The sequence below is a fragment of the Flavobacterium nackdongense genome, from assembly GCF_004355225.1.
Classification (GTDB): Bacteria; Bacteroidota; Bacteroidia; order Flavobacteriales; family Flavobacteriaceae; genus Flavobacterium; species Flavobacterium nackdongense.
Genome location: NZ_CP037933.1, coordinates 1,808,146 through 1,824,859 on the forward strand (window position 1 = coordinate 1,808,146; position 16,714 = coordinate 1,824,859).

At 36.7% G+C, this 16,714-nt stretch carries 14 protein-coding genes; 3 read left to right on the forward strand and 11 right to left on the reverse strand.

The window, feature by feature from the left end; translation table 11 throughout:
- Nucleotides 1-229 precede the first annotated feature (229 nt).
- The 4 genes from E1750_RS07685 to E1750_RS07700 form a co-directional block, all read right to left on the reverse strand.
- On the reverse strand, nucleotides 230-1,021 hold the full coding sequence (locus tag E1750_RS07685) for an energy transducer TonB (protein ID WP_133276211.1): 792 nt from the start codon (nucleotides 1,019-1,021) through the stop codon (nucleotides 230-232).
- A gap of 41 nt (nucleotides 1,022-1,062) precedes the next feature.
- Complete coding sequence (locus tag E1750_RS07690) at nucleotides 1,063-1,629, reverse strand: ExbD/TolR family protein (protein ID WP_133276212.1); 567 nt, start codon at nucleotides 1,627-1,629, stop codon at nucleotides 1,063-1,065.
- Nucleotides 1,630-1,648: 19 nt separating this feature from the next.
- Nucleotides 1,649-2,257: an ExbD/TolR family protein gene (locus E1750_RS07695; RefSeq protein WP_133276213.1), complete on the reverse strand. Its 609-nt coding sequence runs from the start codon at nucleotides 2,255-2,257 to the stop codon at nucleotides 1,649-1,651.
- A 69-nt stretch (nucleotides 2,258-2,326) separates the two neighbouring features.
- The gene (locus tag E1750_RS07700; RefSeq protein ID WP_133276214.1) at nucleotides 2,327-3,148 is read right to left on the reverse strand and encodes a MotA/TolQ/ExbB proton channel family protein; all 822 of its coding nucleotides are present in this window, start codon (nucleotides 3,146-3,148) and stop codon (nucleotides 2,327-2,329) included.
- Nucleotides 3,149-3,518: 370 nt separating this feature from the next.
- On the opposite strand from E1750_RS07700, the gene E1750_RS07705 reads away from it, so the two are divergent.
- Both E1750_RS07705 and E1750_RS07710 read left to right on the forward strand, forming a co-directional pair.
- Nucleotides 3,519-5,039, forward strand: coding sequence for a helicase HerA-like domain-containing protein (locus tag E1750_RS07705; protein ID WP_133276215.1), 1,521 nt, complete (start codon nucleotides 3,519-3,521; stop codon nucleotides 5,037-5,039).
- Between the two features lie 111 nt (nucleotides 5,040-5,150).
- Nucleotides 5,151-5,516: a cupin domain-containing protein gene (locus E1750_RS07710; protein WP_133276216.1), complete on the forward strand. Its 366-nt coding sequence runs from the start codon at nucleotides 5,151-5,153 to the stop codon at nucleotides 5,514-5,516.
- A 55-nt stretch (nucleotides 5,517-5,571) separates the two neighbouring features.
- Here E1750_RS07710 and E1750_RS07715 read toward each other — a convergent pair whose 3' ends face one another.
- Entirely contained in the window at nucleotides 5,572-7,959 is a 2,388-nt protein-coding gene (locus tag E1750_RS07715) for a penicillin acylase family protein (protein WP_133276217.1), read from the reverse strand.
- A gap of 159 nt (nucleotides 7,960-8,118) precedes the next feature.
- Between E1750_RS07715 and E1750_RS07720 the strand changes: the two genes are divergently transcribed.
- Complete coding sequence (locus E1750_RS07720) at nucleotides 8,119-8,769, forward strand: flavin reductase family protein (RefSeq protein WP_133276218.1); 651 nt, start codon at nucleotides 8,119-8,121, stop codon at nucleotides 8,767-8,769.
- 198 nt (nucleotides 8,770-8,967) lie between these two features.
- On the opposite strand, the gene queA is transcribed toward E1750_RS07720, so the two are convergent.
- The 6 genes from queA to E1750_RS07750 all read right to left on the reverse strand — a co-directional run bounded on the left by queA (nucleotide 8,968) and on the right by E1750_RS07750 (nucleotide 16,709).
- A complete protein-coding gene (gene queA / locus E1750_RS07725; protein WP_133276219.1) occupies nucleotides 8,968-10,017 on the reverse strand; it encodes a tRNA preQ1(34) S-adenosylmethionine ribosyltransferase-isomerase QueA in 1,050 nt (349 codons plus the stop codon).
- A gap of 150 nt (nucleotides 10,018-10,167) precedes the next feature.
- The gene (gene aroA, locus E1750_RS07730) at nucleotides 10,168-11,451 is read right to left on the reverse strand and encodes a 3-phosphoshikimate 1-carboxyvinyltransferase (RefSeq protein WP_133276220.1); all 1,284 of its coding nucleotides are present in this window, start codon (nucleotides 11,449-11,451) and stop codon (nucleotides 10,168-10,170) included.
- Between the two features lie 123 nt (nucleotides 11,452-11,574).
- Complete coding sequence (locus E1750_RS07735; RefSeq protein ID WP_133276221.1) at nucleotides 11,575-11,922, reverse strand: nucleotide pyrophosphohydrolase; 348 nt, start codon at nucleotides 11,920-11,922, stop codon at nucleotides 11,575-11,577.
- A gap of 59 nt (nucleotides 11,923-11,981) precedes the next feature.
- Nucleotides 11,982-12,596 carry a hypothetical protein gene (locus E1750_RS07740; protein WP_133276222.1) on the reverse strand — a complete coding sequence of 205 codons (615 nt, stop codon included), beginning with the start codon at nucleotides 12,594-12,596 and terminating at the stop codon, nucleotides 11,982-11,984.
- 89 nt (nucleotides 12,597-12,685) lie between these two features.
- Nucleotides 12,686-14,677, reverse strand: a complete 1,992-nt coding sequence (locus E1750_RS07745) for a DUF3857 domain-containing protein (protein ID WP_133276223.1) — start codon at nucleotides 14,675-14,677, stop codon at nucleotides 12,686-12,688.
- Between the two features lie 4 nt (nucleotides 14,678-14,681).
- Entirely contained in the window at nucleotides 14,682-16,709 is a 2,028-nt protein-coding gene (locus E1750_RS07750; RefSeq protein ID WP_133276224.1) for a DUF3857 domain-containing protein, read from the reverse strand.
- Nucleotides 16,710-16,714: the final 5 nt, after the last annotated feature.

The window sequence follows — 16,714 nt, forward strand, 5'->3', positions numbered from 1 at the left end:
TATTCATTATTTGAGTTAAAAATCCTAAAAAATCGAATAAAAGAATATACAATCAAAAGCAGTCCGAATGCAATTCGATAACGCAATTCCATATTCACTGGCATCGTTTTCCAGAGAATAAAAATCAATCCTAAAACGAAATACGCTAGAAAAACGGTTAAGCCTATAACGAGAAGAAATCGCTCTTTCGGCGATTTCTCCTGAAAATTTTTGATAAAATTTTTAAACATTATTCCGCAGATTGAATACTAATTGGTAAACTGAAAGTACATCTCACCTTTTTACCATTTTGTTCTCCCGGAGTCCATTTCGGACATTTGTTCAACACACGTATCGCTTCTTTTCCTGTACCGTAACCGATATCTCTCAAAACTTTGATATCTGTTAACGATCCGTCTTTTTCAACTACAAACGTTACATAAACTTTTCCTTTAAGACCTTCTTCTTCTGGCGTTTGATAATTCTTCGCCACAAATTGGTTGAATTTATCCATTCCTCCAGGAAAATCTGGTTTAACCTCGATTCCTGCAGTGTTATATACGGTGTTGTCTTCTTCAACAACAGCGGCTACTCCAGTTCCTACAGGTTCCACAGTTAGTTCAGCATCTGGATCTCCTTTGATGGTTTCTTTACCGATGTTTTTATCTTTAAGATCTTTTACAACAGCAATCTCTTCAACAACCTCATCTGCTTTTGCCACTACAGGTTTCACAAATTTCACCTGATCCACTTTTGGTGGTGGTGGCGGTGGCGGTGGAAGATTTTCTTTTGGTTTCTCCTTTTTAGGAGGCATCTTTACGGCCGTTATTTTCGTATCAAGGGTATTATCTTCTTGGCGATCTGGAATCAAACGCATTAGCGTAGGAATACTAACCAAAACAGCAAAAAGAATTGTCCCGATGATAAAGGCTCTAACTGTACTCTTGGTAATTGATTTTCTTAACTCGTAAGCACCATACGCTTTATTACGCCCCTCGAAAACAATTTCAAGCCAATTATTATTTAATAAATCTAATTTCATATTTCTTAATTATTAGGTTATTGGGTATGTAAGATTCAATCTTATTTTCCTTCTAACAATTTTGCTTCTTCAGGTGTAAATTCATTTACAATTGCATAGGTCGGAACATCTACAATTGCCATTTCATCCAGTATGTCTACTAAATTTTTGTAAGTACATTTCTTACTAGGTTTAATAATCACAATCATCCCGTTTTTTGGTTTTCCCAATGCAGTAGAATACGCTAATACTTTCGCTTTTCTATCGATAAGCTCTTTACGAATTCCCTCTTTACCATAAGTAAAATCCTTAGGAGCTCCACCAGCAACTGGAGTTGCCAGCAAACCTACAAAACGAACCAACTTATTGTCTTTTCCTAACAAAATAGTCACGGTTCGATTCTCATCTACTTTAATATTTTCCTCTTTTTTAGTAGGATCATCTTTATCTGGCAACCCCAAATTCATCGATTGAGGTTTAGACAAGGTCGTAGTAAGCATAAAGAACGTAATCAATAAGAAGGCCAAATCCACCATTGCAGTTAAATCTACTTTGGAATTTTGTTTTTTACTCCTTACCTTTTTGTCTCCTTTTTTGCCACCACCGTCGCCTGTATTTAATTCAGCCATTTTAGTGTATTTTTTTTAATTAAAAATTCTTTCCTCTTAAACCAGTAACTAAACTAAAGCTATTGATTTTTTGGTCTTGTAAAATATCCATGACTTTACGAATAGATGGATATTCTTCCTTTGCATCTCCCTTTATGGCTATTTGCAATTCTTTGTCATTCAACTCAATATTCGCAATTCGCGCATTTTGAACCCATTCTGCCAATTGATTATCAAGTGAATCTTTTGGAACGCCCGGCTGACCTGCTTTACTACGCTCAGCAGTTTTCATAGCAATCAGTTGTTTCAAATTTAGAATTGGCACTCCAATTCCTTCCATCAAGGCAAATTTTGATTTTTCGTCATCCGTAAATTCAACACCATATTTTTGACCCATTAATTCGAGTGTTCTTTTACGAACCTCTCGTCCTTTCAAATCAAAAAACACTTTTCCTTTACCAATGGTCAGTGTAGCCAAATCCGATTCGGGTAATTTGGTTTGTACGGTAGATTGCGGCGTGTCCACAGGCAGTGCTTCTGGAATTTTGGCCGTTGCGGTCAAAATAAAGAAGGTCAGCAAAAGGAATGCCACATCACACATAGCCGTCATATCAATAGACGTTGCTTTTTTTTGCGTTTTTACAGCCATTAATTTTATCTTTAAATGATTAGGGAATTAGCGTATACTTCTATAGCGCTAATTCCATAAAAATTATTATTACTTAGTTAGTGTACCTCTATAATGTCTGTAGGTATTCACGATGGTGTTACCGGCTTCGTCGATAGAATAAGTCAATGTATCGATTTTTGAAGTAAATAAGTTATAAACGATAATTGCTAATGCAGAAGTAGAGATTCCTGTTGCAGTATTGATAAGTGCTTCAGAAATACCATTTGCCAACATCGCTTGGTCAGGAGTCCCTGAACTTGCCAATGCACCAAATGCTTTAATCATACCTGTTACTGTTCCTAATAATCCTGCAAGAGTTCCAAGAGAAACTAAAGTAGAAAGAATAGTCATGTGTTTTTCTAACATTGGCATTTCAAGTGAAGTAGATTCTTCGATTTCTTTGTGCAGAGTTTCAGCAGCCGCTTCACTATCGATTCCTTCTTTTTTTACTTCTAGATATTTCACTAAAGCTGATCTAATTGGGTTAGCAACTGAACCTTGTTGTTTGTCACAAGCTGCGATAGCTCCGTCGATATCTCCTGATTTGATGCTTTTTTGAACATCTGCCATAAATTTATCAAGATTTCCTTTTCCAGCAGCTTTAGATATTACAGCATAACGTTCGAAAGAGAATACAATTACCATTAATAATAATCCCATCAAAACTGGTACAATAGGACCTCCTTTGTATACCATTGCTAAATAATTCCCTGGAAGTGGATGTCCTGTATTTACTCCTCCTTCAAAATTTGCCCCATCACCCATAATAAAATTCCAGATTATCCATCCTGAAAAAATACACAATGCAATAATGATCAATGAAATACTTCCTCCTAAACCTGCGCCTTTTTCTTTTTTAACGTTTGCCATTTTTTTTAATTTTAATAGTTTTAATAATTTATTTTTTAGTTATAAAAAACTTTGTTGAGGAGCAAATTTAATTTTTTACTTTAAATAAAAAAACTTTTTTTGTGTTAATTTAAGTAAATTAATATTGGCTATTCCCTGAGGGCGGGTTTTTGATTTACACAAAAATTAATTAGACTGTGAAAATTAGATATTTTACAAAAAAATTAACAGCATTTTATGATTTTTAAATATAATATTTCAACGCATTTCTACTTTTTCAGAAGGGCTATTTCGGCCCAACAATCAGTACTAAATCGCATCAAAACTGCAATTTTTTGTCTTGTAGCTCGAAAAAAAATAATATCTTGCGTTGGATTAAAACGAGAAACTCATGGACAGAATAGAAAATTTCAAAAAAATAATTAACGAAGGGTATGTTTCTAAAGGCGAAAGTCTAATTCTTGGCGGCGCCATGCTCGATGGTGAGGCCCTAGCCGATGCCCCTGTAAAAATTCCATTGAAAACCCTCAATCGACACGGATTAATTGCTGGCGCCACGGGAACCGGCAAGACCAAAACCATTCAAGTCCTGTCCGAACAATTATCCTCCTTTGGAATTCCCGTATTGATGATGGACATCAAAGGCGATTTTAGTGGAATAGCTAAAGAAGGTGAAGAAAAATCATTCATCACTGAACGCCACGCCAAAATCAATATTCCTTTCAAAACAGCCAGTTTTCCTGTAGAATTATTGTCTTTGTCCGAGCAAAGCGGCGTTCGTCTTCGATCGACTGTTTCAGAATTTGGACCTGTATTGTTTTCACGGATTCTCGATTTGAATGACACACAGGCCGGAGTCGTTTCGGTGATATTCAAATATTGCGATGATAATAAAATGCCGCTTTTGGATTTGAAAGACTTCAAAAAGGTAATCAATTACATTACCGAAGAGGGAAAAGCTGAAATTGAAGAAGGTTATGGCAAAATCTCTACCTCGACTACAGGTACTATTCTCAGAAAAATAATCGAACTCGAACAACAAGGTGCCGATCTGTTTTTTGGAGAAATGTCATTTGACATCAACGATTTGTTGCGTTTTGACGAGAACGGCAAGGGATATGTGAACATCATACGACTGACCGATATTCAAGACAAACCAAAGCTCTTTTCGACATTTATGTTGAGCTTATTAGCAGAGATTTACCAACAAATGCCAGAAAAAGGCGATGCCGACCAACCTGAATTGGTCTTATTTATAGACGAAGCGCATTTAATTTTCAAAGAAGCTAGCAAAACGTTGTTGGATCAAATAGAAACTATTGTCAAATTAATCCGTTCCAAAGGAATTGGCGTTTACTTTATAACCCAAAACCCAATGGACGTTCCGAGTGGTGTTTTGGCACAATTGGGATTGAAAATTCAGCACGCTTTGAGAGCTTTTACTGCCAATGACCGCCAAGCCATCAAGCAAACTGCCGATAATTATCCATCCTCTGACTTTTACAAAACAGATGAAGTATTGACTAGTCTTGGAATTGGAGAAGCTTTGGTGACTGCCTTGAACGAAAAAGGAATTCCAACGCCGCTGGCAGCGACGATGATGCGTGCTCCAACTAGCAGAATGGACGTTTTGACCGAAAGTGAAATCCAAGAAATCAATTCCAAATCAAAATTGGTCAAAAAATACAGCGAGCTCATCGACCGCGAAAGTGCCTACGAAATGCTGAATAAAAAAATTGCCGTGGTCGAAGAAGAAGTTGCCAAAGAAGAGGAAACAAAAGCCGCTGAAAAAAAAGCGACCAACGAGCCAAGCACCGCTGCGGTAGTGGGGAAATCAGTTTTGAAAGTTTTGACTAGCGCGACCTTCATTCGGGGTGCTTTTAGTATCTTAAGTAAAATAATGAAGAAATGATTTCAACAACAATGGCAATGGCGAAAGTCAATTCATCGATTTTAAAAACAAATTACTAATATAAATGAAATTAGTTTGCCGCTTGCATCGCAACTTTTCGCCATGACAAAAATGAAAAAATATATAATACAAAAAAATCCTTTTGTGGTCCCAACTACCGATGGAAAACTCATCGAAGAACATCACGGGGTACCAACGACAAACAATTCAGCGATTTCTATTGCGCATATGATTGCGCCACCGAAGTGGAAAGAACCTTTTCAGACCCCAGAATTCGAGGAATATACCTATATTATATCAGGGAAAAAGCAATTTATCATCGAAGGCGAAACGGTCATTCTCGAAGCAGGACAATCGATTAAAATCGAAAAGAATACGCGTGTTCAATACTCCAACCCATTTGACGAGCCTTGTGAATATATCGCGATTTGTACTCCCGCTTTCGATTTTACCAAAGTGCATCGGGAGGAAGAATAAATTTAACAACTTCAACCCTGTCAGGGATCAAAACCCTGACAGGGTTGAAATTTTATTAATTCATTGGCACAAAAACCAATTTTGTCGAAGTTCTAATAATTTCTTCCTCGTTCATTTTCATTTTTCTGAACTTGCCAGTGTTGTACATTTCTGCCTGATCGCTGTAATGTTTGCTGAACGGGTTTCCAGATTGTCCTGTGGGTAAAATACTCATACTATTTTCAATATCCGAAAAATCGATTACCCTCCGGGTTGATGGACCGCCTTTTACCTGATACTCGCCAGTATTTGTGAAACTAAAAAACAGGTTATTGATCACTTCTGTCGAACCGGGAACTTCAAAAGAACCTACATTAAAAACAGCTCTCAAAGCAGCCACTTGCCCCAAAGGATGCTGATGCTCCAAGGTGTGCACCCGATTCCAAGTCCAAGTAGTGACTTCCTTCCCCAATTGATTTTCGAGTGCTTTCATCGCTTCGTGAAAGGATTTGTTGAGAATTTCTGTTCTGGTTTCTTTTTTATTTTTAGTAGCAACATCATCCCACCAAATGGAGTTTTCATTCTTGCTTTGTGCCTCAATAATTTGTTTGGCACTATGTGTACTGAGCAGCATATTAAAGTCCGTTTCGCCTAATTCGTCTTGAAATGTATTTTTCAAATAGTGGTAAATCCATTTCTGGTAAATTGTAGGTGCACTATCATTTAAATTATTGGAACCTTTCCATCTTTTCAAAATCGAAACTGCTTGCTTTTCATTTTCTGACAAAGTTTTTGCATCCAATACCATAATCAAATTAGCCGCAATACTTGGCGCAATTGAAGAGGTGTTATCATTCATCATTTTCTCCACCTTTTCTTTAGTCCAATCGCTTTTGGGTTGCAATAATTCTGAAATTCGCTTGGCTCGGTCTTGAGGCAAATAATACCCGGGATACAAATAGCCTTCAACTGCTTCGGGCTGATTATTCGCAGAGTAAATGTAATTCCAACTTGGATTGATGGCGTGCGGATTTTTAGAAAAATCTAGGAACTCTTTTTGGTCATCGATGCCATTGGCGCCATTCATAATAAAATTTGGATTGACCGATTTGTCCAATTTATAAAGTTTGCCCGAAGTGTTCCAAGCAATATTTCCTTTGGCATCGCCATACATAATATTCAATCCTGGCGCGGCTATTAGTGCAACTCCATTTCTAAAATTCTCTAAATTACTAGCGTGAGAAAGCGCAAAAACCGCTTCGAGTATCTGATTTTTTTGCTGAGTATAAATCCAAGACATCGCAACGGGTTTCGTGCCCTTGATTCCGTCTAATACATCATTCACAATAGGGCCGTGTTGGGTTTCTCGCACTTCTAAAACCAAATCGGAACTATCTTTTATCTTAATAGTTTCTTGTCGAATGGTGAAATTTTGGAATCCAGTGGCGGATTTGTATTGGTTTTGATTATTTGGATTTGTCTCTTCTTGAAACAAATCGAGATCGTCATTTTCGAACATGGTCAACCCATAAGCATATTCGCGATTGTGTGCCAAAAGTGGAAAAGGCGTTCCAGCCAAATAATAGCCATATATTTCATAATCAGGCACGACAAGATGCGCTTCGTACCAAGTGCAAGGTTGCGAAAAAGCAATATGCGGATCATTGGCAAAAATTACTTTACCGTTTTTCGTTTTCTCGGGTGCAATAACCCAACTGTTGCTTCCAATAAAAGCAGGAACTGGCGAATTATCGAGCAAACTGGCTACCGCCTTCGAAATTTCGGCATATTCTATTGCTCTTCCGTCGAAGTTTTTGATTTGAGTGATGCCCAATGAACCGTCTAAACCAAAATCTTTCAGATATTCCGGACCTAATTTATTTCGAATATCGGTCAATAATGGATCTGTTTTTTGAGCCATTGCAAAACTAAAAGCCATATATCCGAAAATGTTATAGACATCTTTCAAAGTGAATTTATCTTTCTTCAAACCCAATACCTGAAATTCAACAGGTGTTTTCCCTTCTTCCATATACTGATTGATGCCATCAATATAGGCCATTCCCAGCTGATAGGCTTCGGATTTTTTGTCTAATTGGGCGATTGCATTTTCGGAATTTTCATCGATACCCAAACCGGCAAAGAATTGATCCGTTTTTACTAATTTCGAACCAAACATTTCCGAAAGTCTCCCGGGAGCTATGCGACGTAACAATTCCATTTGCCACAATCGATCTTGAGCGTGAACATATCCCAAAGCGATCATCGCGTCTTTTTGAGAATTGGCGTAAATGTGCGGAACCCCAAAATCATCAAAATACACGGTGGTTTCTTTTTGAATGTTTTTGAGTTTTTGCTCTCCTTCATAGGTTGGTTTCGCGTAGAAATAGTATAAGACCAATGCCAGAACCACTATTAAAATCAAGCTTAGGACAGCAAGAAGAACTTTTTTAAGTATTTTCATTTTTAAACCATTAGAAAAACAAATATATAAGATTTACGGTAGTTTGACTAATTAATTTGGGAGAGCCAAGAATGCAATATTTGGGTTGAATTTATTTTTTGTTTAATATATTTTTTATTTTGTTAAACAAAATATATCTTTGTCAAAAATACAGGAAGTATGAAAAAAGTTTCTAAAGAAGAAATTTCCAAAATGGAAAAGGTCGAACGGCTGAATTTAATCAATTCGTGCACGGGATATAAATCGGCAAATCTGATCGCAACAAAATCGGCAGACGGAAAACCGAACGTAGCCATATTTAGTAGCGTAACCCATTTAGGGAGTCAGCCTGCCTTAATTGGTTTCATTATGCGACCAACTACGGTGCCGCGAGATACCTATAAAAACTTGAAGGAAACCGGTTTTTTTACTGTGAATCATATTACAGTTGCGATGATTGCGGATGCGCATCATACCTCGGCTAATTATGAATTGGGGATTTCAGAGTTTGACAAAACCAATTTGGTCGAAGAATACAAGGAGGCGATTGAAATTCCTTTTGTAAAAGGCAGTCCGGTGCAGTTGTACTGTAAATATATCAATGAATATTTTATCAAGGAAAATGACACAATTCATGTCATTGCTTCTATCGAAAAGTTGTTTTTCGAAGAAGATTTACTCCACGAAGACGGTTGGTTGCAAATAGACAAAGGCGATGTCATTAGTTTGAACGGGCTCGACGGTTACTGCTTGCCAAAATTGGTGGACCGTTTTCAATACGCCCGAAAAGACATACCTACAAAGTCGTTTTTTGACTCTAAAGCGGACTAGACTTGGAGTTGCGTTAGGGATTGCTTGGTCAGTTCGCTCCGCTCGTGTGTAGCGACATCCTTTTGTGAAGTTCAGATGCCAATCGGGACTAAAAAAGATATAGCAAATAGCCCTCCTGATAGCTATCGAGATTGGGAAACGTCAAAAAAAATCTCGCCATTGCCGACGAGATTCTTCAAAAATATTTTATACTACTATTTATATAATCAACATCGCATCGCCGTAGGAATAGAATTTGTATCCTTCTTTGATGGCTTCATCATAGGCACGTCTCATTAAATCATGTCCGCAAAAAGCAGAAATCATCATTAATAAAGTTGATTTTGGTGTGTGAAAATTGGTAATCATACAAGTGGCCACGCTAAAATCGTGTGGAGGGAAAATGAATTTATTGGTCCATCCGTCATAAGGATTTAGTGTTTTTTGTGAAGAAACCGAGCTTTCGATCGCGCGCATGGAGGTTGTTCCCACGGCACAAACACGATTTCTTGTCATTTTTGCGGCGTTTACAATTTCGCAGGCTTCAGGAGTGATTTTCAACTCTTCCGAATCCATTTTGTGTTTGGATAAATCTTCTACTTCTACAGGATTGAAAGTTCCTAAACCTACGTGAAGTGTTACTTCGGCAAATTTTACTCCTTTTATTTCAAGTCGTTTTAATAAATGTTTTGAAAAGTGTAAACCAGCAGTTGGTGCTGCTACAGCGCCTTCTTCTTTAGCATAAATCGTTTGATAACGCTCGGCATCTTCAGGAGTTACTTCACGGTTGATGTATTTCGGGATTGGAGTTTCTCCTAATTCTGTCAATTTGTTTCTGAATTCATCATAAGACCCATCATACAGAAAACGCAAAGTTCGACCGCGCGAGGTGGTATTGTCAATTACTTCGGCAACCAATGAATCGTCATCACCAAAATACAATTTGTTTCCAATACGAATTTTACGAGCTGGATCGACCAATACATCCCAAAGTCGTTGTTCTGCATTGAGTTCTCTAAGTAAAAAAACCTCGATTCTGGCTCCTGTTTTTTCTTTGTTTCCATACAAACGGGCTGGAAAAACCTTAGTATTGTTTAGAATCATAACATCCCCTTCGTCAAAATAATCGATAACATCCTTGAACATTTTGTGTTCAATAGTCTGTTTTTTACGATCGATAACCATTAATCGTGACTCATCACGGTTTTCGGCTGGATATTCTGCAAGAAGTTCTTTTGGTAAATGGAATTGAAAATGTGATAATTTCATTTGATAAAATTAGAAGTTAGAAGTCGGAAGTTGGAAGTTTTTGATGCTTCAACTTCAAACGGTTGCAAATATACGATGGTGAGATAGGTGTTGTCAAGTGTTTTGCTGTTTATTTTCATTTTCACCACAAAGACGCCAAGTCCCGAAGTTTTATAATTCGGAAATTTGACCCGAGGCATCGCCGAACGGAGCGCAGCTAAAACCAAGATTTTTTAAATCTTCCCAAAAATCAGGATAGGATTTTGAAACCACTTCGGCATTTTCGATAATGATAGGCACTTTTAAGGCCAATGGCGCAAATGCCATCGCCATTCTATGGTCGTTATAGGTTGCAATTTTCACATTCGAATTGATTTCTTTTGTGGCAACAAGTGTTAAACTATCGTTGGTTACCGAAATGTTTGCTCCCAATTTTGTCAATTCGATTCGAAGCGCTTCCAAACGGTCGGTTTCTTTAATTTTCAGGGTGTGAAGTCCTGTCAAATGGCAACCAATCCCCAAACCAAGACAAGTTACCACAATGGTTTGTGCAATGTCGGGAGTATTAGCCCCATCCCAGCCTTCCCCATAGGGGAAGGGGTCGTGAACGGCTATTTTTTGAAGGATAATTGAGTTGTTTTCGAAAATAGTTTCAACTCCTAATTTTTTATAAATTTCGACCAAAGAACTATCACCTTGCAAACTATTTTGTTTATAACTAGACAATGTAATTTGTGTGCCGATTTCAGATAAAGCTACTATACTAAAAAAGTAAGAAGCCGAACTCCAATCGGATTCAACTGTCAATAATTTTGGTTCTACTTCTTGTTTTGGATAGACTTTGATTACATTGCCTTCAAAACTGGTTTGAATATTCAAATCATTCAACAATGCCAAGGTCATTTTGATATAAGGAATAGATGTGATTTCACCCGCCAAAGTCAATTCGATACCGTTTTCTAATTTTGGGGCGATTAACAATAAGGCAGAAATGTACTGACTGCTCACATTGGCAGGAATACTAACTTTGTCTTTGGTGATTTTTTGTCCTTTGATTCGAATGGGCGGATAACCATCTTCATTTTCATACGATATTTGCGCTCCTAATTGTCGCAAAGCCTCAACTAAAACTTTTATCGGTCGTTCTTTCATCCTAGAAGAGCCTGTCAAAACCACTTCGCGTCCTTCATTCACAGCAAAATAGGCGGTAAGAAAACGCATTGCTGTTCCAGCGTGATGAATGTCTATAAGCTGGGAGTTGGAAATTGGAAGTTGGGAGTCTAAGGACAATGCTTTTTGCATTACTTCGCTGTCATCGGAATTGGAAGTATTGTCCAAAGTAATATTCGGAAATAAAGCCTGTAACAACAACAGTCTGTTGGTTTCGGATTTTGAGCCGGTTATTGAGATTTCAGATGTAAGATTTAAGATTGCAGATTGCAGATGTAAATTCATTTCTATTTTTTTGACAACGAAGCGCAAATATAGGCAGAGAAAAACAAAAAATTAAACCATTAAGAAAATTAAGTTGCATTAAGCAAAAATGTATTATTTCTGGTTTTTTATAAAGCGCTACATTTACTCCCCCTTTGGGGGTTGGGGGGCAAGTTTCTCATTGTTCTTGTGGCGGTCTTTATCACGCACCGATTTCAAGTCCATTTTCTTATCGAAAGCGGCTTGTAAATCGATTCCGGTTTGGTTGGCTAGGCATAAAACCACAAAAACCACGTCGGCTAGTTCTTCGCCAAGATCCTTATTTTTGTCGCTTTCTTTTTCGGATTGTTCGCCGTAACGACGGGCGATAATTCGGGCTACCTCGCCTACTTCTTCGGTCAATTGTGCCATATTGGTGAGTTCGTTGAAGTAGCGAACGCCGTGTTCTTTGATCCAAGTGTCAACGGCTAGTTGGGAGTTTTTTAGGTTCATTTGCTGTTTTTATAAAACCCTGTCAGGGTTTTGAAACCTGACAGGGTGGGTTGTAAAGATTAGTATTCGATTAATAAATTACTAATTTCGTCTAAATTTTGCTGCCGATTGTGGTAAAAAATAAAATTTTCTAGATCGCCATATAATCCAATAACTTCCTCTCTCCTTAGTTTTGTGGGTTTATCCGAAATTATAGTTTCATATGAAGACCAAGGATATAAACTCATTTGTTTTACAAAACCATGATGCACTGGATTATTGTGAATATAAAAAATAAGTTGTTGAAAATATTTTTCAGTAGTTACCAATTTTCTTTCAAAAGTAGTTTCAAATAAACTCCCAGTTCTATTATAACGCCTATTTATCGACTGAGTATACGCATTGAACAAATGAGAAAACTGTCTTGATGGATCAATAATTTTAGGCTTTTCGGTCGTTGTGTACGACAATTGACTTTGTTCTATTTCACGTTTTTCTTTGATTCGTACTAAAAGATGAAAATGATTTTTTAATAAGCACCACGCATATGTTTCGGAGATAGGCTCAATATATTTTGCATACAATCGCAGAAAATGATAGTAATTTTCGTTTTCAAGAAATATGTCGTTCCCATTATTTCCACGATTGTAAATATGGTAGTAGTTGCCGTGAATAATTGGTTCCTTAATTTCCATAGCTTATTTTTTTAACCCTGTCAGGGTTTTGAACCCTGACAGGGTTGGCTGTAAACAAATATAGAAAATTTAGACGACTAAAATTTATCTCATATTTTCTTTAAAACTATTTTCTCGTTTTGTTTGTCGATCATTTGCTGAAAAAAGGCTTTTAGATCGGCATAATACCCAGAAGATACTAGCTGCTTATTACTTTCTTTTACCATTGCTATTTGAATTGCATTATTTGAAATGGCCGCATTGAAGACAAAAGAAACAATATTTTCTTTGGTTTGTAATTTGACTCCTTTTGGAACTGATTCCACAGTATAACCTTTAGGGATTTCGATATTTACATTGAATTTTTCCTGAGTAGGATAGCCAAAATAAATAGGAAATTCTCTTTCCTCCTGAACAAATGGGTTTTTGGTTTCTGCCAAAAAAAGTTGTGGATTGATGTATATTTTATCTCCAATACTTTCCAAGTGATTGTCTAAAGTGAAATTAAAATTCTCATTGGTAGGTTTAGAAACTACAGTACTATTTTCTATTGAATAATCGCTAATTTGAATGCCCGGAAAATCGTTTTCTAATTTTTCGAGGTAATTTGACTGATTCATTCCTGCATATTTTTCTCTAAATGTAAAGGCTTCGTAATCCGTTCTAAACTCTCTGTATTTTCCAGATAATTTTCCGTTTTCATCCAGTGTTACTATTATATTTGTTACTTTCTTAGATGGAGATTTTGGTTCCAATTGGATTTCTTCAGAAGTAGCATTCTCACGAAGCAATCTACCTGTCCAGTTCAAGGTTTGGAGAGGCAAAACATTACGGGTGGTATATTTATTAGTTGCATCTAATAGAATTCGTTTTCCATCAATTTCAGCAGCTGCAATTACATAATTAAAGATAGTTCTGTTAGGAAATTTAGGTATGCCGTTCTCTATTGTACTTAATAGGACTGGGTTTGCAGAAATTCCAGCATAATTGAGCATTGCCAAAAGAATAAAATTGATTTCGGCCACATTCCCTGTACCATCGATATAGGCTTTCTTGACTCCTTTGTCGGTGTAATATCCATTTTTATGGTTCCAATTCATTTTGTTCTGCACAAATTTAAAAATGATATCCAACTTCTCGCCTGGGGATTCTACATCCTTGATAATATTGGCAACATCTTGGCTGATATATTCCCTTTCTTTGAGTTCTTTACCAAAATCTTTGTCTTCATAAATTGTTTTGGCAACTCCATCCCAAGTCATAGAATAATTTTTCACAGGCTCTTGATAAAATTGTTCTTTTTCCAACTCGTGATGAATAGACAAACGATAATTTTCAATATTGTCTACAAATGGTTCCTCTTTAAGAGCAGGAATATTATAAGCACTATAGGTATTTTTGACTTGTTCAAAACTAACCCCTTCTGAACTCATTGCACTGACTTTAGAGTTAAATGTGAGAGAACCTCGCTCAACTTTCGACACAAATTGTAGTTCAGAAGATCTTTTTGCGATGGCTTTATAAGTAAAAAAGCCAGGGATTTGAGTCGTATATTCAGAATAATTGACGAAGATGTCTTGTTGGAAATTAAATGCTGGAAATTCTACAATGTTTTCTGACTTTAAAACATATTGAAACTCTATAACAGAACCTACTTTTACATTTGGCATTGTAATGGCGATCTCTCCCCAGTACTTATTGATTGAGGTTTTAAAACTACCTTCACTATTTAATTTAGTTTTAACAATCTTGCCGTTTTCAAGATTATAGGTTACACAATCCTTAAATTCCAATCTATCATCGTGGAGTTTCTCATAACCTAGGCGATATTCCTTTTTATAATTCGCCCATTTTAATCCGTCTTTTTTATAAATTTTTATTCTAAATGTATTTTCAGTATTAATACTAAAGCCGTTAGTGGCATCATAGCTAAAAAAAGTTCTGGCCTTATTAAATAAAATTGCGGCTGGCGCTGTTGTATCATTTGGACAGGTTTTCTCTTCCAACTCTTTTATGGAAACTTTTCCCAATTTGAATTCTTGTGCGTGGCCTTTCGGCAAAAGAAGGATAAGCAAAAAAACAAGGGATAAACTGGCTTTCATCGTCTTATATTTTCTTTAAAATTATCTTCTCATTTTCTTTGTCGATCATTTGCTGAAAATACGCTTTCAAAACAGGATAAAAATCGGCGGGTACAATAGCTGAATTTATCGTCGATGTTATGGCTAACTGAATTTTTGAATCGGTATTGGAAATCATAAATTTAAACCCACCGATATCCTCACCCGTAGCAATATTCATTGGTGCCGGCATTGATTCTACAACATATCCTTCGGGCAAGTCGATCAAAATATTATATTTGCCTTGACTTGGATATCCAAAATCAACGGGATATTCTCTTACTTCTTGTTTGAATGGGTTTTCTTTTGCTGTCAAGAAAAGCATCGGCGAAAAATAAATTTTATCATTGATGATTTCGATGTCTTTTGTGTCTTTATAATAGTAGGTTTCAACGATAGGTTTTGACAATTCCAATTCACTTTCTCGGGTGTAATCTGATATTTCGATATCGCCATTTTCGCGTTCTAACTTCTCTAAGTAAGCATCATTGGTCGCAGAAAGATTTTCTTTTCGAAACCCTAAGGCTTCGTGATCAGAAAGCAATTTTCTTATTTTGCCAGTCGCCGAGCCATCACTTTTCAGAACAATACTCATATTAATTGCTTCTTTAGAAAGTATTTTTGGCATCAAATCCACCTCGGTCGATGTTCCGTCTTTTCGAATCAATCGGCCAAACCAGTTTAAATCACGAAGCGGAAGTACATTGGGAACAGCATATTTTTCCGTTGCATCTAACAAAATCATCCCTTCTGGGGTTTCGACTGCTGCAATTACAGCATTAAAAGCCATTCTACTTGGAAAAAAAGTTATGCCGTTGTCGCGAGTACTAATTAAAACTGGATTGGCATTTAGGCCTGCAAAACGCAACATTGCTGTGAGCATCAAATTGATTTCGCCCGTGTTTCCTGTCTTACTTTTGTACGCTGTTTTCACTCCATCATTGCAAGAGTAACCTTTGAAATTGTTCCATTTTACATTCGTTTTAACATAATTAAATATTGCTTCGATTTTTTCGGGCTGGGTGGTCAAACCTGTCAATATTTTTGTAATGTCATCTTCAAAATAGCCGGTTTTATTCAACTCGGGACCAAAATCATCATAATTATAAATGGTCTTTACGACCGATTCCCAGTCAGTTGAATAGGTTTTGGCTATTGAATTCGGAAATTTAGTCATCGATAATTCATGAGAAATACTTGAGGTATAATTATCAATATTATTCACGAAAGCTTCGTCTTTTATAGCGGGCAAATTTTCTGACACATAGGTCGTATGCGTTTCACTAAAATCTATTTTGTCTTGCCAAGTGGAGCTTGTAACAGGGGTATAGCCTCCACCTGTCCTTTCTCTATTGTTCAATATAACTGAATTTGATCTTTTTTCGACTGATATTTTTGGAGCTAAAAACCCTTTGTGATTGGAATTGTAAGTAAAGTATTCTGGAACATAAGTATGATACTCGCAATAGTTAACAGGAATACTAGTTTGAAAATACCAGTCCCTGAAGGAACCGTAGCGCGGCGAGCGCAGGGAATAACTAAACTCGATTACGGAACCTTCTTTTACATTAGGCATCGCAATTTTTTTTCGACTCCAATATTTGTTAATTTTTTCTACAAATTCTCCATCACTTTTCATTTTTGTTTTCTCAATTTTGCCCTCTACCAAATTGTAGGTTGCTACATCCGAAAAACTAACTTTTTCATATGCTCCAGATTCAATATAGTAACTTACCTCCTGATTGGCCCATTCGTAGCCTTCTTTTTTGTAAATCTTAATTCTAGTTTTGACATCGGTAACCATCAAAAAACCTTCGTTTTGATCGTATATAAAACTTACGTTTCCTTTCTTGAATAAAATGGCTGCTGCAGCCGACGGGTCTTTGGGATGCTCTTTTTCTTGAAGTTCTGCGATTGAAACTTTGCCGAGTTTGAATTCTTGGGCATTACTAATTGAATAAAAAAAGGTAAAAAACAAAATAATTGCCAGTAGGTTGGTTTTCAAGGGATTCATGAGAT